The following is a 17930-nucleotide window of genomic DNA, read 5'->3' on the forward strand; positions in this document are numbered from 1 at the left end:
GAGTCTCCTTGCCGTGATACAGGCCTGTTTCATGCCCCCACCCGAGGGGGATGAAACACCGGAGGCTGTCGACACGGCAGTGGGTCAGGGATTGGCGGCGCATGTGTATTCACGGCCGCCCGTGCCCACGGCGTACTACGAGCCACCGTCCGCCAACGCCGTCTTCGTGGCGCCCGGTGGCAACGACACCGCCGGTACGGGCACGGAGGCGCAGCCGTACCAGACGCTGGGCCGGGCACTCCAGGTCGTCAACGCGAAGCCCGCGGATGCGACGACGTGGACGGTGGTGCTCAAGGCGGGCACCTACCGCGAGGGGGATCTCACCGTGAGCCGGCCCCGGGTGACGGTGCAGCGCTACAAGGGCGACGTCGTGTCGCTCCGGGGCAGCGTGGCGGTGACGGGCTTCAGCGGCACCGGGCCGTACACGAAGACGCTCACCGGGTTCGATCCGACGCCGGTGGAGGCGGACTGCGCGGACACGGTGTTGCTGGGCCAGGCGGGGCGCGACCATGGCTCGGAGACGCCGTTCGCGGTGACTCGCGCGGGCATCCCGCTGCGCCGGGTGGCGCCGGGCGCGACGCTGTCCAGCGGGCAGTACCGCTATGACGCCGCGACGAACGTGCTGACGCTGGCGGACAGCCCCACCGAGGTGGAGGTGGCGCTCAAGCGCTGGGCGCTGAAGACGAACGCGCCGCTGGTGAAGTTCGCCGGGCTGGACATCCAGAACTACGCGACGTGCACGGTGAACTGGAGCAGGACGGTCAACGGGCTCACCTACTACAAGGGCGCGGTGCTCCTGTACCGGGACACCGAGTCGGACTCCGGCGCGGTGCTGGAGAACTCCACCGTGGCGAACAACGCGGGCAACGGCGTGGGCGTGGCGCATGGGCGGGACATCCGCCTGTCAGGCAACGTGCTCGTCAACAACGGGTGGACGGGCGCGCAGGCGAGCAACGCGCAGCGGCTCATCGTCGACCACAACGTCATGTCGTACAACAACGTGCGCCGGTGGGCGAACACCGTGGAGGCCGGGATGAAGGTGACGTTCATCCGGGACGGCGTGGTGTTCAACAACCTGTTCGAGCACAACGCCGCGAACGGCTTCTGGTGCGACCAGGGCTGCGGCGCCACGGACCCCGGCGACCGCTGGTTCGTGCTGGCCCGCAACGTGGCCCGCTACAACGACGCGAAGGGGCTCTTCTACGAGGTGTCCCACCACGGCGTCATCGCCTCCAACGTCGTGCACGACAACAGCCAGACGGGCATCGCGGTGTTCGGCTCGCGCAACGTGCAGCTGTGGAACAACACCGCGGTGGACAACGACGCGTCCAGCGCCGGCTACTCCGCCAACGTCAGCATCGTGGACGACAACCGGTGCTTCAGCGGCGACACGGTGCCGGGCGGCAAGGCGTGCACCACCGCCAACGGGTGCGACCCGCAGGTGGCCGGCAACTACGACCACTGCGAGCCTTCGTCGGTGGGGCCGCTGGCCAACACCTGCAACGCGGAAGGGGTCGTGCTGATGAACAACCTGCTCTCCGGCTCGCTGTCGGCCCGGCCGCTCCTGAACGTGGACGACCCGAACGCGACGGCGTACGGCGCGCCCGCCATCCTCCAGGCCCACGACTACCAGGCCTACTACCGCCCCAGCACCGGCGCCCCCGCGACGCTCATCCGCTTCCAGCGCGCGGCGAACACCTCCGCCGTGTCGTACGCGAGCCTCGCCGCCTTCCGCACCGCCAACCCCGGCCGCGAGCCCCAGTCCGTGGAGCGAACCGGCGGCACCCGACACCCCTTCTTCGTCAACGCCGCGACGAAGGACTTCACCCAGGATCCGGCGAGCGCGGACGTCTGGGGCCGCGGGCAGGCGCTGCCGTCGGAGGTCCTCAAGGCGGTGTACTGGCCGCAGACGTCCCCCGCGCAGCCGTCCGCGCGCATCGGCGCCATCGAGTGGCGCGACAAGCCCGTGGCCTCCGCGTGCGTCGTGAGCGCTCCGGTCCACCACCGCCGCAACCCCACATCCGGTGACCACCTCTTCACCACGATGCTGTCGGAGGCGGAGAGCGCGGCGAGCACGTACGGCTACACCGACAACCTGGGCGTCGCGTTCCTCGCGTCCACCACCGCGGGCGCGGGGCTGTCACCGGTGTACCGGCTCTACCACCCGACGGTGATGGAGCACTTCTGGACCATCGACGCGGCGGAGAAGCAGAGCGCCCAGACGACGTACGGCTACACGACGGACGAGGGCATCGGGTTCCACGCGGCCACCGCTCCCGGGCCGTGCCTGGTGCCGGTGTATCGCCTGGTGCATCCGGCCGCGTCGCGGCACACGTTCACGACGTCGCAGGCGGAGCGGGCCTCGCTCGTGGCCAGCGGCTGGACGGACGAAGGCCCCAAGTTCTACGCGGGGGCGCCGCAATAGGGCGCGAGCCACCAGGGCGCGTGCCAGGATGCGCCGCGACGTCACAGGACGCAGGGGACACGGATCATGGCGGAACGAATCGCGCTGGGGTGGACGGTGGTGCGGGCGGTGTTCGGGCTGACGCTGGCCTTCGGACACGGCCTGGGCAAGGTGACCGGGGACATGTCCGGCTTCGCGGGGGCGGTGGAGCGGCTGGGCTTCCCCGCGCCCACGTTCTTCGCGTGGTGCGCGGCGCTCGCGGAGTTCCTGGGCGGGCTGTGCGTGGCGCTGGGGCTCGTCACGCGGCCCGCGGCGCTGGTCGCCGGGTTCACCATGGGGGTGGCCCTGGTCCAGCACCACGCGGATCCGTTCGGGAAGATGGAGCTGGCGCTGCTCTACCTGACGGTGATGGTCGCGGCGGTCATCATCGGCGGCGGCCCGTTCAGCCTGGACGCGCGCCTGCGCCGCAGGGCGTAGCGCTTCAGGCCGCCAGGCGGGCCACGCACTCCGGCCCGTCGTTGGCGGGCGAGTTCACCACCCGGGCCACTTCGTAGTGCGCCAGCGCCGCGTCCGACGCTGGGACGAGCAGCGGCAGCAGCACGGCGGCCTCCTGCGGCTCCGGGCGCAGCCACACGGCCTGGGCCTCCGGTGACAGGATGACGGGCATCCGGTCGTGGATGGGCGCCATCAGCGCGTTGGGGCCTGTGGTGATGATGGTGCAGGTGCGAAGCACCTCACCGGTGTCCGGCGCCGTCCACTCCTCCCAGAGCCCCGCCAGCGCGAGCGGCTTCCCGTCGCGGTGGTGGAACAGGTAGGGCGTCTTGGGCTTCGTGGACTGCTTCCACTCGTACCAGCCGTCCACCACCACGAGGCACCGGCGCCGCTTCAGCGCCGAGCGGAAGCTGGGCTTCTCCGCCACCGTCTCGCCGCGCGCGTTGATGAGCTTGTTGCCAATGGACGCGTCCTTCGCCCACGAGGGGATGAGCCCCCAGCGGAACACGTCCAGCAGCCGCTCGCCGTCGTTGGGCACCACGGGCAGGAGCTGCGTGGGACACAGGTTGAAGCGCTCGCGCTCCAGCGTCGCGCGCGCGCCCGCGAGCTCCAGCTCGGCGACGAGCTGCGCGGGAGAGGTCCGGACGGTGACTCGGCCACACATGGGGGAAAGCCTAGCGCCCGGAGGCCGGGCTCGCACGTTCCGGGTGGCTGGTCGGTGGGGAACCGACAGGCCGGCCGGAACTAGGTGGGCAGCTTGATGCCGGACAGGCGCTGGAAGAGCTCCACCGCGCGGCTGTCCGACAGGCCGGAGATGTAGTCCGTCACGCACAGCAGGCGCTGGTAGGGGCTGAGGCGGCGGATGGCCTCGTCGCGCTCGGGCGGCGCCTCCTCGTCCGCGGCCGCGAACTCCGGGCGCTGGAAGCACTCCAGCGGCATCAACTGCCGCAGCTTCTTCTCCTCGCGGTTGGGCGCCTCCGCCACCACCGCGCAGGCGAACATCTCCAGCAGCCCGCCCAGCGTCTTGAAGCCCGCGCTTTCAATCTGGAGGACGCGCTCGCTCTCGTAGCCGTACCGGCGGGTGAGGTCCGTGATGGCCCCCAGCTTCTTCTTCACCTGGGGGCGCAGCGACTTGAGCGACGTCTCCAGCGTGCCGGCCTCCAGCGCGGCCGCATGCTCCAGGAAGGCGGAGACACACGCGGGGATGAGCTCGCCGATGGCCATCGCGCGCGCCTGCGCCATGCGGGTCTCCAGGTGGCGCGAGGGCCGGGAGCGTGGGGTGTCCGGGAGCAGCGACTCCAGCAGCTCACACGCCTGCTGCATGGGGAGCAGGCCCAGCTTCGCCGAGTCCTCCAGGTCGATGACGGCGTAGCAGATGTCGTCCGCCGCCTCGACGAGGAAGGCCAGCGGGTGACGGCAGAAGACGCCGGGCTCGCGCTCGCGCAATCCCAGCTCCCGCCAGGCCAGCTCCGCCAGCTCCCGGTCGTCCTGGAAATAGCCAAACTTCTTCTCCGACACGATGCCCTTCGCGGGCTCGCGCGAGCCGGGGAGCACCGACGGGCGCGGGTACTTGCTCATCGCGCCCAGCGTGGCGGCCGTGTAGCGCAGCCCGCCCCGGCGCTCGCGCGACTGCAGGCGGTTGAGGATGCGGAAGCCCTGCGCATTGCCCTCGAAGTCGCGCAGGTCCTTCCACTCGGCCTCCGTCCGGAACGGGCTTGAGCTCCCCGTCCCCGGAGGCGCCAGGCGCTGCTCCACCCAGTGCTGGATGGCGGCCTCTCCGGAGTGGCCGAAAGGCGGATTGCCGATGTCGTGCGCCAGGCACGCCGCCGCCACGATGGTGCCCATTCGCGCGGGCTCCAGGTCCACGCCCTGCTCCCTGAGCCCCAGCCCGGCCTGCTGTCCCAGGGAGCGCCCCACGCACGACGCCTCGATGCTGTGGGTAAGCCGCGTGCGCGTGTAGTCGCTCGTCGACAGGGGGAACACCTGCGTCTTGTCGTGCAGGCAGCGGAACTCACTGGAGAAGACGATGCGGTCGTAGTCCCGGTCGTACGCGGTGCGCTCATCGACGAGCCGGCGCGTCGCGTCCGGCGTCGCGGCCTGCTCGCGCTCGGGACGGGGCTCCGAACCGATGCGCGTGTTCGACAGGAGCCGCCGCCAGCGCTCCGTCCGTTCCTGACTCTCGCTGCTCACGAAGGGGGCCTCACGCTCGCCGGAAGAAAGGGCGCCGCCATCGTGCTCCCGCGCCCCGTCCGCGCAAGTTCCCGCCAGGCCCTGTCCGCCCTCGCGGCGCGGCCTACTGGACCACCCCGCGGCGCGCCCTCGAGTTCCCGGCCGTCAGGTCCACCGGCGCGTCCCAGGTGATGTGGTACTCGGTGTCGAGCAGGCTCAGCTTGCGGCCCACGATGCGCGGGTTCCTCGCGCCCACCATGGTGAGCACCTCGCGCAGCACGCCTTCGTGGTACGGCGGCGGCATGAAGTCGCGCCGCATGGAGAACACCGCCTCCCGCGGCCCCTTCCACTCCACCGACCGGTCCCCGTAGCTCACCGCGAGCCGGTAGCCGGAGGGCAGGTTGGAGACGAGCTTGTGCGTGTCGCCCATGGCGAGCAGCAGGAAGGTGCGGCCCACCGCGGACTCCAGGAAGCCGCGCGTGCCCTGCATGCCCATCTGCCGCAGCGCTTCGTCCCCCCCACCCCACCGGGGCGCCAGCACGCGCGCCGCCACCTGCACCAGCTGCAGGAAGGTGGACACCGGGTAGTTGAAGAAGCCCACGAACCTCCGCCCCTCCGTGGCGGCCCGGCAGGCCGCCACCGCCTCCTCGCCCATTCCCACGCGCACCGACTCCAGCACCCCGAGGAAGAACATGCCCCGCGCCGTGTCCTCCTCCGTGGCCGCCATGCGCCGGACCACCCAGTCCGCCTCCACCAGACGGGTATCCTTCGATGGCTTCACCTGAGCCTGCATGCGACCTCCATGACCACGTGGGCCTGCCCACCACCGCACAGCTTGAAGCCAACCGGGCGCGGACGCTAGGGATGCGCCGGCACCGCGTGCTCCGGCGAACGGGCGTCGGGGAAGAGGACGGTGAAGCGGGAGCCGCGGCCGAAGTCGCTCTCCGCCTGGATGCGGGCACCGTGGCCCTGCACCAGACGCTTCACGATGGCGAGCCCCAGTCCGGTGCCGTGCAGCTTGGTCGTGAACATCGGCTCGAAGATGCGCTCCAGCATCGGCGCGGGGATGCCGGGCCCATCGTCCGTCACACGCAGGCACCAGCCTCCGTCGTCCCGGGCCTCGGCGTGCACGCACACCTCACCCACGCGCTCCGGAGGAATGGCCTCCACCGCGTTCTGGATGAGGTTGACCAGCACCTGCCGGAACTGCTCGCGGTCCAGGTGCGGCACCGGCAGCCCGTCCTGCACCTGGTTGTTCACGCGCACGCCCTCGCGAACGGGCACCACGCTGATGGCTTCCTCCACCAGGGGCCGCAGCGGGCACGGCCTGACGCGGGGCGCGCGGCCCTTCGCGTAGTCCAGCAGGTTGGAGACGATGACCGAGCACGCCTGGAGCTCCCGGTCGATGATGTCCAGGAAGCGAGGGATGCGCGGATCGAGGGCGCCGTCCTCCGTCTTGCGCAGGCGGCGCACGATGAAGGCGTGCGCGGTGCGAGCCGCCGCCAGGGGGTTGCGCAGCTCGTGGCTGACGCTGGCGGTGAGCTGCCCCAGTGACACCAGCCGATCCTGCCGGGCGGTGTGGTCGCGAAAGGCATACACCTCCCGCACCGCCGCATCGAGCTGGCCCGTGCGCAGCGCCAGCTCCTGCTCGCCCGTGTGTTCCGACAGGGTCTGGCGTCGGGCCTTCTCGCGCAGCTCCCGCAGGGCGTCCCGGGACACGACGGACAGCACCCCGGCGATGACGGCCACCCAGAAGCCATGCTCCAGGAAGCGCCAGGCCTCCGGATGGGGCACTCCGAAGAGGGACTCCGGCCACAGCGCGCCCCGCACGCCGTGGTCCACCAGCACGGTCCCGACCGCGGTGAGGAGCACCTTCGGGTCGCGGTAGAAGGCCAGCACCGCCAGCGAGCCGAAGAGGTGGAAGTGCGTCGCGAGGCGCCCGCCCGTCAGGTGGATGAACAGGGCGGACCAGAGCAGCTGGCTCACCGCCACCCCGTGGCGCGTGCCGGCCTCCCCCGGGCGGAGCAGCGTGAGCATCACCGGGAACAGGCTCAGCGCCGCCCCCAGCAGCACCGCGGTCTCCAGGTGAGGAAGCCGCGCCCGGCCCTCCCATGCGGCGGGCGAGACGAACGCCGCCACCAGGACGGCGATGGCCCACTGCCCCAACATCAGCCAGGTGAACAGCGCATCCACCCGCTCGCGCGCTTCACGCAGGTGCAGCGCCAGGAGCGCCGCCGCCCGCGCTTCCAGCCTCTGGGGAACAGACGCCAGCGCATGCTTGGAATTGGCTGACACGGACAAAGCCATCTCTTCACCCGGCCGCGATGATGGCGGAAGCGATTGAGCCTGTAAAATATGAATTACACGCGATTCCTGAGAGCCACCATGCTGCTTCAGGGCACGAGGATTGACCGCGTGTGAACACTGGCGGTCCCCCACCCGGACCGGCCATTCACACTCCAGTCTGGGCGTCCATCCGCCCCTGCGTCCAGGGCGCAAAGGGCGACCAGGACCGCGGTACGAGGCCCGTGCTCACCGCAGGTCATTGGAGGCCAGCGTCAGGGCAGCGCGGCGAGGGGCTGGGGGCGCGGCGTGTCGAGCGTGGCGTCGGTGTCGCCCCGGGGCAGCTCGCGCGCGGCGGGGATGAAGGTCATCGCGCGTTCGGCGAGGGCGGTGATGGTGAGAGAGGGATTGACGCCCGGGTTGGCGGAGATGGCCGCGCCGTCCACCACGTAGAGCCCGTCATGGCCATACAGGCGGTGGCGCGCGTCGATAGCGCCCGTCTCCGGGGAGTCGCCCATGCACGCTCCGCCCAGGATGTGCGCGGTGGTGGGGATGCCCATGAGCGTCTCGCTGACCATCGTCATGGGGAAGCCGTCCAGCTTGTCGGCCACGCGCTTCGCCAGGTCGAAGGCCTCCGGCATGTTGACGGTGGGCGCGGCGCCCTTCTGCAGGCCGGTGGTGAGGCCGGTGCGGAAGCCGGTGGTGAGCGCGCGGCCGCGCCGCATGCTCAGGTGGCCCTCCATGGTGCGCATGTAGAGGAGGATCATCGTGCGGCGCGCGAAGTCCGGGACGAACCACGCCTGGAGGAAGCGCAGGGGGCGCCGCGCGAGCAGGCCCACGAGGCGCGCCATGCGCGACCACGCGGTGGCGCCGGGGACGTGGGGCGCCATCAGCAGGCGGAAGAAGCCGGACCCGGCCGGGTAGCGCACGGGCTCCAGGTGCGAGTGCGCATCGGTGTGGAGGATGGACCCGATGGCGATGCCCTTGGACAGGTCCTGGTCCTTCCGGCTCTTGCCGCTGACGATGCCGATGAGGGCCTCGGAGTTGGTGCGGACGCCGTCGCCCACGCGCGGGGAGAGCCTGGGCAGGCCGTCCGGCCGGTCCTTGAGCTTGAGCAGGAGGTCCATCGTGCCCAGCACGCCGCCGGCGAAGATGACGTGCTTCGCGGTGAAGCGGCGCGTCTTGCGGAAGAAGCCGGTGCCCTCCTTCGCGGTGACCTCGTAGCCGTCGCCGTCGGGCAGGGGGCGCACCCACGTCACCTCGGTGTCGGCGTGGAGGGTGAGGCCGCGCTTCTGCGCGAAGTAGAGGTAGTTCTTGTCGAGCGTGTTCTTCGCGCCGTGGCGGCAGCCCAGCATGCAGCCGCCGCACGCGATGCAGCCGGTGCGCTCCGGGCCCTCGCCATTGAAGTAGGGATCCTTCACGGTGACGCCGGGCTCGCCGAAGTAGACGGCCACGGTGGTGGGCTGGAAGTCGGTGCGGCCCAGGTCGTCGCCCACCTGCTTGAGCACCTGATCCGGGAAGGTGTTGAGCGGGTTGACGGTGGCGCCCAGCATGCGGCGCGCCGTCGCGTAGTGCGGCGCGAGCTCCTGCTTCCACGGCGCCAGGTGGCCCCAGGAGGAGGCGTCGAAGAAGTCGTCCTTCGGGATGGGCAGCGTGTTGGCGTAGACGAGCGAGCCGCCGCCCACGCCGACGCCGGACAGCACGGTGACGTGGCGGAGGAACGTCATCTTGAACAGGCCGCGCCACCCGAGCCGCGGCATCCACAGCCAGCGCTTCAGGTCCCAGTTCGACTTGGGGAAGTCCGGGCCCTGGAGGCGCCGGCCCTTCTCCAGCATCACCACGCGATAGCCCTTCTCGACGAGCCGCAACGCGCTGACGCTGCCGCCAAACCCCGAGCCGATGATGAGCCAGTCGCAATCCATGACGTCCTCCGTCCGGGGTGGGGCGCACACCCCGGAGGTCCGCACTGTACGCCAACCGCGCGGGCTGTTCGGAGGGCGCGGCGCACACGTTCCGGGAGGAAGGCGCCGCCTGGACGGCGGGTGCTAGCGCTTCGTGGCCTGCTTCCTCGCCCGGCGCGCGGCGGGGGTGTTGGGCACGAACTGCCGGCCCGCGCGGGAGCCGGTGCGCTTGCGGCGCTCCGTGGCCTTCTTCTGCGCCGGGCTCAGGTGGGCCCAGGCGTCCTTCGGGAGATAACGCGCGGTGGTGCGGCCGTGCCGGGCGCGCGGGCTCCCTTCCTGGGTCTGCCAGTTCTCTTTCGTCCAGGACGTCAGGTGGCGCTGCGAGCCCGAGCGCGCGCCCTGGTAGCCGCCCCCGGCCTTCTTGTACTCGCTGGCGAGGAGCTGGGCCTTGCGCGCGCTCCACTGGCCGGGCCGGCCGCCCTTGTCGCCCTTCAGGAGGCGTTTCTTGAGGCGCTCGCGGAGCGCGGGGTCGGTGTACCGGGCACCGGCGGCGTGGCCCTTGTGGGCGGTCCGCTTCGCGGGGGCGGCGGTGGCGTGCTTGCGGCGGGTGGCCATCGGGGGCTCCTTGGCTTGACGCCAAAGGTAGGGATGCCCCGGGGCGTGAGCGGACAGGGCGCGGGCCGCCGCCCCTTCGCCCGCCCTCCTTGCGGGGGCTAGCCGGGCCCGGTCCCCGGCGGGAGCGGGCGGAACAGGTGGCACGCGCGCACCGGCTGGGGCGCGTACTTCTGGGGCAGGAGCGGACAGAGGATGAAGGTGGAGGTCCGCGTCTGGACGTACTTCGGCGGCGCGGCGCAGCGGTGGCAAAGGCTGTCCGGAAAGGGCAGGGGCTCGGGGGGCGGCGTCATGGCGGCGACAGCATCGCACGAGGACGTGAGGAAGGATGGGTGCGGGCCCCGCCGTGCTTCCTAGATTGCGAGGCATGCACGTCGACGACCTCCTCATCGAGCCTTCCCGGTTGCGCCTCTCCGGCCGCCACGCCGTCCTGGAGGTGTCGAGTCCCCTGCCCGGGGTGCTGAGGCTGCGGCACGCGCCCGTCTCGTCGGAGGTGGGCTTCCTGCACCCCGAGCTGCCCGGCAAGCAGTCCTGGGCGGTGACTGAGGACAAGGCATGCCCGCTGGAGGTGAAGCGCGACGGGGAGCGCGTTCACGTGCGCGCGGAGGGGGTGTCCCTGGAGGTGGACGTGGAGTCGGGGACGTGGCGCTTCCGGGACGTGGACGGGCGCGAGCTGGCGCGCACCCTGGGCGTGCACGGCGAGGTGGAGGCCGCGTATCCGATGAGCCGTCACCGCTCGCGGCTGGTGCTGCGCGCGCCGCCCGGGGAGCGCTACCTGGGCTTCGGCGAGAAGGTGGGCCCGCTGGACAAGCGGGGGATGCACTTCACGTTCTGGAACACGGACGTGATGCCGCACCACCCGGACACGGATCCGCTCTACCAGTCCATCCCGTTCTTCGTGGGCCTGCGCGAGGGCGTGGCGTGGGGGTTCTTCCTGGACGAGTCCTGGCGCTCGGAGGTGGATGTGGCACGCGCCGACGGGACGCTCGTCGCGTGGGAGTCGTGGGGGCCGGAGCTGGACTGCTACCTGTTCACCGGGCCGGGGCCGGCGGACGTGGTGCGGCGGTACGCGGCGCTGACGGGGTGCCCTCCCCTGCCCCCGCTGTGGAGCCTGGGCGCGCAGCAGAGCCGCTGGGGCTACGAGAACGCGAACGACGTGCGCGGCGTCATCCAGGGGTACCGGCAGCGGGGGCTGCCGCTGGACTGCGTGTACCTCGATATCGACTACATGGATGGCTACAAGGTCTGGTCGTGGGACGGTGCGCGCTACCCGGATCCTGCGGGGCTCGTGCGGGAGGCCGCGGCCCAGGGCGTGCGGCTGGTGCCCATCGTGGATCCGGCGCTGAAGCAGGAGGAGGGCTGGGCGCTCTACGAGGAGGCCAAATCACGCGACTACCTGGTGCGCTACGACCGGGGCGGCGTGCTGGTGGGCGAGGTGTGGCCGAGGCCCGCGGTGTTCCCGGACCTGACGCGGCCGGAGGTGCAGCGCTGGTGGGGCGCCCTGCACCGCGACTTCGTGGAGCTGGGCATCGCGGGGTTCTGGAACGACATGAACGAGCCGTCGTGCTTCGCGGTGCAGCCGGACCTGGGAATCCTCACGCTGACGAGCCAGCGCTCCGAGGGCGTGGGCAAGGTGGAGGGGCCGACGCTGCCCTATGACGCGCGCCACGGAGACAAGCGGCACCTGGAGGTGCACAACGTCTACGCGCTGGGCATGGCGAAGGGGGCCTTCGAAGCCCTGCGCGAGCTGCGTCCGGAGGCAAGACCGTTCCTGCTGACGCGGGCGGGGTCCGCGGGCATCCAGCGCTACGCGGCGGTGTGGACGGGGGACAACTCCAGCCACTGGGCGCAATTGGAGACATCGCTGACGATGCTGATGGGGCTGGGCCTCGCGGCGGTGGCCTTCACGGGGGTGGACATCCCTGGCTTCACCGGGCGGGCGAACGGGGAGCTGCTGGTGCGCTGGATGCAGGCCGGCACGTTCTATCCGCTGATGCGAAACCACGCGGGCAAGGGCACGCCTCCGCAGGAGCCCTGGCGTTACGGGGAGCCGTACCTGACGCTGGCGCGCGAGGCGCTGGAGCGGCGGTACCGGCTGTTGCCCACGCTGTACACGCTGCTGCACGAGGCGTCGGAGACGGGGCTCGCGCCCATGAGGCCGCTGTTGATGGAAGCGCCCGGGGACGCGGAGGCGGTGGGCGCGTTCGATCAATTCCTGTTCGGGCGGGACCTCCTGGTGGCGCCGGTGGTGCGGCCAGGACAGACGAAGCGCCTGGCCTGGCTGCCGGCGGGTGCCTGGCTGGAGTGGCCGGGGCTGGAGGGCACGGGACAGGTGCGCGAGGGAGGACAGTACGTCATCGCGGACGGGCCCCTGGACACGGTGCCGGTGTGGCTGCGGGCAGGTGGTGCGGTGGCGCTGACACGGCCCGCGATGCACACCACGGACGCGAACTGGAAGCACCTGGAGTGGCACGTGCACGCGGCGCCGGAGGTTCGCGGGCGGCTCTACGAGGACGCGGGGGACGGGTATGGGGCGTCGCGGCTCACGGTGCTGCGCGGGGGACTGAAGGACGGTGTGCTGCGATTGGAGCGGAGCGAGACCGGGGCGTTGGCGCGGGCACGGGCGGAGGAGACGGTGCGCGTGTATGGCCTGGCGTCCGTGCGACAGGTGACGGGGGCGCGTGAGCACCGGTTCGAGGATGGGGTGCTGGAGTTGAAGGTGGCGGCGGACTGGGCACGGCTGGTGGTCGAGCCGTGACCGTCTGCGGACGGACGTTCGTGCTGACGGAATCGCAGCGTCCCCCGGTAACGTGGGCGGTGTGAACCCATCGCCCAGAGGTCTACGAGGTCAACAGCCACCTGGGCTGTTCGCTGTCGCCCTGCTCGCCCTGCTGTGCTCGGCATGTGGCTCGCGGACGTGAAGCTGGACTTCGAAGGGACGACGCTCCAAACGGGGGAGCCGCTTCGGAATGACGCACTGCTGTTGCAATTACAGCACGCCGTCCACTGCGCAGACAGCCGCACAGCGCCAGCGGTGGGAGAACTTCCGGGACGGGTTTCGAGAGCAGTGGTCCCGGCGCTTCGGACAGTGGCCGACGGATGCGCAGGGGAACAACTGGCCCGCCCACCACCTTCGCGACCTGCACCACGGCGGCAACCCGACGGACTGGGAGAACCTCATCCCCATGCCTTCGGACATCCACGGCAAGCTCAACGGCCTCTACAATCAGTGCTACGCGAACAACCCACCGTGGACCACGGTCGGCATCGAGTAGCCCTATGGGGAGTAGGCCCTTGGCAATCCAGACCCTGCTTGCGGAAATCTCCCGAAGCCACTTTCCCAATCCGCCCGCGACGCCCGCGCAACTGGAGGACTTCGAGCATCGAGTGGGCTGGCGACTTGATGCAGACCTGCGTGCCTTCTACCTGCACTGCGATGGGGCAGCGCTGTTCAAGACTCCGAACACGCCCTTCCACCTGTGCTCGCTGGCGGAGGTCGTGCGTGCGCGGACGGTCCTGGGGATGGCGGACACGGATGAATGGGGACCTGCCTCATGGTTCATCCTCTGCAACCTCTACGACACCAACTTCGTGCTCATCGACGTGAGTCATCAGGAGTCCGACCGCTACATCCTTCGCGACGGATACCGCGAAGGGTTTCCTTCCCCAGAGGCCTGTCCGCGAATCGCGGGTTCATTCTCCGAGTTCCTGGAAGGAGCGCTCCAGTCGAACGGGCGTTGGTTCTGGCTGGATAAACTCCAGCAGTAGCAACCATGGCGAACGACGGATTCAGGAAGCGACCACGGGCACTTCCTTGAACACGACCCCTTCCAGTCCGAGACGCGCGACGGCTTTCGCGAACCTCTCCGTGGCAATGATGACGGTCGTGAAGTCCGCCAACCGGAACAGGTCCTGTCCTGTCGCTAGTGTGCTTCCGTCCAGGATGGGTGCGTCAGGAAGGCCGTCGCCCTGACGTCCACAGCGCTCACAGGGGCGCTCACGGCCACCCGGGAAACAGCTGTCGTGAAGGCGGCCCCGTGGATGGAGTTCGATCTCCAGCAGATCCGGAACATGTATCTCCTGGAAATGCAGATCCATTTCGCTTGCGCTGAGCTTGAAGCCTCCTTCTCCGCGCAATTGTTCCAATGCGGCACGTTGCATCACCAGTGTCCACGGATCTGGTAGATGCAACGCACCCCACCAACCAAAAGCCTTTCCAACGAGTCGACCGAACTCGGCGCCCGGCAGCAACAGTGCGCCGGGAGGCGCATGTGGCCTCACCAAGTCGCGCAACCGCTCATACTCCGCGAGAGGCACCTGCCTCGCTTCCGTGAGTTCATGGCGGAGAGACCAGCCGGAGAGATCAACGGACGGATAGGCCTCGCCGAGGCCCCCAGGGCTGGAATCACACACGGGGCAAAGTCCACCAGGAAGCCCCCATCGGTGCGCGGCATCCACGAAGCCGGTAAAGCGCGGTCCTTCCGCAGGACCAAGCAGGAAATACTTCACATCGCCTCCTGGGTCTCAGCGAAGGTAATGGTAGGGAAGGATGGGTCCCATGATGTCGAATTCAATGATCATCCGGGTCAACTGTTCCTGAATCTGCTTTGGGGTCGCGTTCGGGTGCTTGAGGGCGAAATCGCGCCACGCCTGATTCCAGGGACCACCTCGTCCTCCCGCCCCATGCAATCTCACGTGCTCAGCGCGCGGAATCACCATCGTGAAGTCATGCACGTTGATATTCGCCCGCAGCTTGAAAAACGCCGAGAGTCGTGGGTCCTGGGGATAGAGATGGTGACGGACCCAGCCCGAACCTGAGGGCTTCCTGCCATCCGTGGGTGCGGGCGCTGGCGGATGGTTGTACCAGCGGATGACGAAGATGGCTTCGCGGTCCCCCGGCAGGGGCTGGGCACTCCCCCAGTTTCGCCGGGGTCCAGAACTCGGAGCCGATGCCGCGACCGGAGGCCGGACACCGCCGCCCCGTGCCAGCAGCGCGCCCGTGTCCTCACAGCGGTAGAGGCCACAGAGGTCGTCAGCACAGACAAGGGTGACGCACCTGTCCTCCTCGGCACAAGCACCCTCTGCGGAGTGCTTCGCCTCGCTCCAGGGGTCAAGCGCAGGCAGAGAAGCCGACGTGCAGCCCCCCACGAGCGTCGTCAGCAGCAGGAGCAGCGCGAGGACACCCGCGCGCGGGCATCTCATCAGAACGCACCCGGCGGGAACGGCAGCACCGGCGCGTAGCCACCCGGTGAAATCGGGCCCAGATGTTCGAGCACGGATGCGTAGCGGGCATCCCCGGGCTTCAGGATGAACAGCGCCTCTCCGACGACGGCGCCCGGGCCCTCGGCCCGCATCCGGAGTTCTAGCGTGCCGTCCGGCCGCAGGTGGGCCGAACCGACGGGGCGGGCCGGTTCAGGCTCTTCCGGCATGCCGGGCGGACGTGGAGGGCGTTCCATCAAAACTCCTTCACTTCCCAGTACACCGCCGACCCGCTCTTGAACGTCGGCACCTTGAGGTGCTCCTGGACCTCGTTCAACTGGTCCGTCTTGAAGGTCAGCACGACGATCTCGGACTGCTCCACTGCACCTACCGAAACGAAGCTCTTCATCACGACCTGGTAGTTCACCGACCGCGCGAGCTTTCTCTCCAACAACGACACCCTGAAATCCTCGGCAGCCCGCCTGTCATCAAACTCAACCTGGATGAAGTGCATGTCTTTCATCCTAACGTCCGAGGATGGCGCCACAAGCGGGCTGTCTGATCACGTGCCCCCGGGTCTGCTGCGGCTCACCACAGCGGCGCCATGTTCTCCACGTACTTGAACCCCGTGCCCGTATTGAACACGACCACGGATTCATCCGGAGTCACGTCGCCCGCGGCGTGCAGCTTCTTGAGCGCCGCGACGCAGGCGCCGCCCTCGGGCGCCACGAAGAGCCCCTCGGCGGAGGCGATGTCCTTGGTGCCCTGGACGATCTCCTCCTCCGTCACCGACACCGCAGTGCCGTGGCTGTCCTTCACCGCGCGCAGGATGAGGAAGTCACCCAGCGCCTTGGGCACCCGCAGGCCGTGCGCGTGCGTCGTCGCCCCCTGCCACATCGGCGCGTCCGGCCGCCCTTCCGCGTGTGCCTTCACGATGGGCGCGCACCCCTCCGCCTGCACCGCCACCATCCGCGGCCGCTTCGCGCCGATGAGCCCCAGCGCCTCCATCTCCTCGAAGGCCTTCCACATCCCGATGAGCCCCGTCCCCCCGCCCGTCGGGTACAGGATGACGTCCGGCAGCGTCCACCCGAGCTGCTCCGCCAGCTCGTAGCCCATCGTCTTCTTGCCCTCGACCCGGTAGGGCTCCTTCAGCGTCGCGCACTCGTACCAGCCATGCTCCTTCGCGAGCCCCGCGCACACGCGCCCGGCGTCGGAGATGAGCCCCTCCACCGTCTCCACGTGCGCGCCGTACGCCCGCGTCTCCATCAGGAACAGCGACGCGATGTCCTTCGGCACGAAGACGTGCGCCTCCATCCCGCCCCGCGCCGCGTACGCCGCCAGCGCGCTGCCCGCGTTCCCCGCGGACGGCAGGCACACCGCCTTCGCTCCCAGCGCCTTCGCCATCGACACGGCGGCGGACAGGCCGCGCGCCTTGAAGGACCCCGTCGGGTTGCCGCTCTCGTCCTTCACGAGCACGCGCTTCAGGCCCAGCCACTCGCCCAGCCTCGGCGCGGGCAACAGCGGCGTGAAGCCCTCGCCCAGGCTCAGCCGGTGCGCCGGGTCTTCCAACGGCAGCACCTCGTGGTAGCGCCACATGGAGCGCTCGCGCGTGGGCAGCGCTTCCTTGCGCAGCGTGCGCGCCGCGCGCTCCAGGTCATAGCGAGCGAACAGCGGCGCCTGACACGCCGTGCACAGGTTCCACACCGCGCCCGGCGCATACGTCCGGTCGCACTTCGTGCAATCGAGTCGGAGGACAGACATGCCCCCGACTCTACTCAGTCCCGCAACTCCAGCCACACCGGCGCGTGGTCCGACGGCTGCTGGCCCTTGCGCTCCTCGCGGTCCACGTCACACGCCGTGAGCCTCGGCACCAGCGGCGCCGTGAGGAACAGGTGGTCGATCCGCACGCCCCGGTTCTTCGGGAACGCCAGCATCCGGTAGTCCCACCAGGAGAACTTCTGCTCCGTCGGGTGCAGGTGGCGGAACGCGTCCGTCAGCCCCCAGACGCACACCTGCTGCAACACGTCCCGCTCGCGCAGCGTGAACAGCGTCTGGCCTTCCCACTGCGCCGGGTCGTACACGTCGATGGGCTCCGGCGCGATGTTCCAGTCCCCGCCCATCACCAGCGGCTCGTCCGGCTTGTGGCGCGAGTCCAGGTACCGGCGCAGCCGGCGGAACCACTCCAGCTTGTACACATACGCGTCCGAGTCCACCTGCTGCCCGTTGGGCGCGTAGGCGCTTACCACCCGGACGCCGCCCACCGTCGCCGCGATGAAGCGCGCGTGCGTGTCATCCACGCCGTCCGACAGGCCGCGCACCACGTCCGTGGGCTCCTGCTTCGCCAGGATGGCCACGCCGTTGTACGTCTTCTGCCCGTGCACGGCGGCGAAGTAGCCCGCCTCCTTCACCGCCTCGAAGGGGAAGTCCGCATCGGTGCACTTGAGTTCCTGCAGGCAGAGCACGTCTGGCTGGGCGCTCTTCAGCCAATTGACCAGCCGCTGCTGCCGGGCCCTCACCGAGTTCACGTTCCAGGTCGCGATTCGCATCGCGGGCGACCGTCGCACGCGGCCCACGCCCCCTGCCACGCTTTTCCCCGCCGCTGTGGCTGGGGGGACACACCGGAGCCCCCTCCCCGGGGGGAACGCGGTTGGCACACCCGTCGCAATAGCCCTGTCCGGGCCGCCGCTCTCAGCCAGAGCCGCCCCGAGGGCATCGCCATGAACCCGAAGTCGCGCACCCGGACCCGCCCCACCGCCTCCTGGCGCTTCACCGTCCCGCCCGCGCTTCGCCACGTGCTCGTGCCTGGCGCCCTCGCCGCCCTGGGACTCGCCGCCTGGGAGGACATCCCGCTGCCCCCCATGCTCAAGCCC

General features: G+C 70.0%; 18 protein-coding genes. 5 read left to right on the forward strand and 13 right to left on the reverse strand.

Going from position 1 to position 17930, the window contains the following annotated elements; translation table 11 throughout:
• Positions 1-31 precede the first annotated feature (31 nt).
• Both D7V93_RS06215 and D7V93_RS06220 read left to right on the forward strand, forming a co-directional pair.
• Complete coding sequence (locus D7V93_RS06215) at positions 32-2425, forward strand: right-handed parallel beta-helix repeat-containing protein (protein ID WP_158623658.1); 2394 nt, start codon at positions 32-34, stop codon at positions 2423-2425.
• Between the two features lie 66 nt (positions 2426-2491).
• Positions 2492-2881, forward strand: coding sequence for a DoxX family protein (locus D7V93_RS06220; protein WP_120642489.1), 390 nt, complete (start codon positions 2492-2494; stop codon positions 2879-2881).
• A gap of 4 nt (positions 2882-2885) precedes the next feature.
• Here the strand turns inward: D7V93_RS06220 and D7V93_RS06225 are convergent, their stop codons facing one another.
• The 7 genes from D7V93_RS06225 to D7V93_RS06255 all read right to left on the reverse strand — a co-directional run bounded on the left by D7V93_RS06225 (position 2886) and on the right by D7V93_RS06255 (position 10154).
• Entirely contained in the window at positions 2886-3560 is a 675-nt protein-coding gene (locus D7V93_RS06225) for an SOS response-associated peptidase (RefSeq protein WP_120642490.1), read from the reverse strand.
• 80 nt (positions 3561-3640) lie between these two features.
• On the reverse strand, positions 3641-5086 hold the full coding sequence (gene dgt, locus D7V93_RS06230) for a dGTP triphosphohydrolase (RefSeq protein ID WP_244237139.1): 1446 nt from the start codon (positions 5084-5086) through the stop codon (positions 3641-3643).
• 103 nt (positions 5087-5189) lie between these two features.
• Positions 5190-5846 (reverse strand): DUF2378 family protein, encoded by a 657-nt coding sequence (locus tag D7V93_RS06235; RefSeq protein WP_341870912.1) that lies wholly within the window; start codon positions 5844-5846, stop codon positions 5190-5192.
• Positions 5847-5923: 77 nt separating this feature from the next.
• Positions 5924-7360, reverse strand: coding sequence for a sensor histidine kinase (locus D7V93_RS06240; RefSeq protein ID WP_244237140.1), 1437 nt, complete (start codon positions 7358-7360; stop codon positions 5924-5926).
• 263 nt (positions 7361-7623) lie between these two features.
• The gene (locus D7V93_RS06245; RefSeq protein WP_120642493.1) at positions 7624-9270 is read right to left on the reverse strand and encodes a GMC family oxidoreductase; all 1647 of its coding nucleotides are present in this window, start codon (positions 9268-9270) and stop codon (positions 7624-7626) included.
• Between the two features lie 123 nt (positions 9271-9393).
• A complete protein-coding gene (locus D7V93_RS47285; protein WP_120642494.1) occupies positions 9394-9864 on the reverse strand; it encodes a hypothetical protein in 471 nt (156 codons plus the stop codon).
• A 98-nt stretch (positions 9865-9962) separates the two neighbouring features.
• A complete protein-coding gene (locus D7V93_RS06255) occupies positions 9963-10154 on the reverse strand; it encodes a hypothetical protein (protein ID WP_120642495.1) in 192 nt (63 codons plus the stop codon).
• 74 nt (positions 10155-10228) lie between these two features.
• Here D7V93_RS06255 and D7V93_RS06260 point away from each other — a divergent pair, with 74 nt between their 5' ends.
• From D7V93_RS06260 to D7V93_RS06270, 3 genes are all read left to right on the forward strand, one after another.
• A complete protein-coding gene (locus D7V93_RS06260; protein WP_120642503.1) occupies positions 10229-12619 on the forward strand; it encodes a glycoside hydrolase family 31 protein in 2391 nt (796 codons plus the stop codon).
• A gap of 211 nt (positions 12620-12830) precedes the next feature.
• Positions 12831-13136 (forward strand): hypothetical protein, encoded by a 306-nt coding sequence (locus D7V93_RS06265; RefSeq protein ID WP_120642496.1) that lies wholly within the window; start codon positions 12831-12833, stop codon positions 13134-13136.
• 19 nt (positions 13137-13155) lie between these two features.
• On the forward strand, positions 13156-13629 hold the full coding sequence (locus tag D7V93_RS06270; RefSeq protein WP_120642497.1) for an SMI1/KNR4 family protein: 474 nt from the start codon (positions 13156-13158) through the stop codon (positions 13627-13629).
• A 21-nt stretch (positions 13630-13650) separates the two neighbouring features.
• Here D7V93_RS06270 and sitI6 read toward each other — a convergent pair whose 3' ends face one another.
• The 6 genes from sitI6 to xth all read right to left on the reverse strand — a co-directional run bounded on the left by sitI6 (position 13651) and on the right by xth (position 17606).
• Positions 13651-14370: a SitI6 family double-CXXCG motif immunity protein gene (sitI6, locus tag D7V93_RS06275; RefSeq protein WP_120642498.1), complete on the reverse strand. Its 720-nt coding sequence runs from the start codon at positions 14368-14370 to the stop codon at positions 13651-13653.
• Positions 14371-14385: 15 nt separating this feature from the next.
• Entirely contained in the window at positions 14386-15063 is a 678-nt protein-coding gene (gene sitA6 / locus D7V93_RS47650) for a SitA6 family polymorphic toxin lipoprotein (RefSeq protein WP_120642499.1), read from the reverse strand.
• Positions 15063-15317, reverse strand: coding sequence for a hypothetical protein (locus tag D7V93_RS44390; RefSeq protein WP_147451057.1), 255 nt, complete (start codon positions 15315-15317; stop codon positions 15063-15065). Before D7V93_RS44390 ends, sitA6 begins: the two co-directional genes overlap by 1 nt.
• Positions 15317-15574: a divalent-cation tolerance protein CutA gene (gene cutA, locus D7V93_RS06285; protein ID WP_120642500.1), complete on the reverse strand. Its 258-nt coding sequence runs from the start codon at positions 15572-15574 to the stop codon at positions 15317-15319. Before cutA ends, D7V93_RS44390 begins: the two co-directional genes overlap by 1 nt.
• Positions 15575-15648: 74 nt before the next feature.
• On the reverse strand, positions 15649-16821 hold the full coding sequence (locus tag D7V93_RS06290) for a threonine synthase (protein WP_120642501.1): 1173 nt from the start codon (positions 16819-16821) through the stop codon (positions 15649-15651).
• Positions 16822-16835: 14 nt separating this feature from the next.
• On the reverse strand, positions 16836-17606 hold the full coding sequence (gene xth, locus D7V93_RS06295) for an exodeoxyribonuclease III (RefSeq protein WP_120609032.1): 771 nt from the start codon (positions 17604-17606) through the stop codon (positions 16836-16838).
• Positions 17607-17930 lie beyond the last annotated feature (324 nt).

The organism is Corallococcus llansteffanensis, assembly GCF_003612055.1.
Classification (GTDB): domain Bacteria; phylum Myxococcota; class Myxococcia; order Myxococcales; family Myxococcaceae; genus Corallococcus; species Corallococcus llansteffanensis.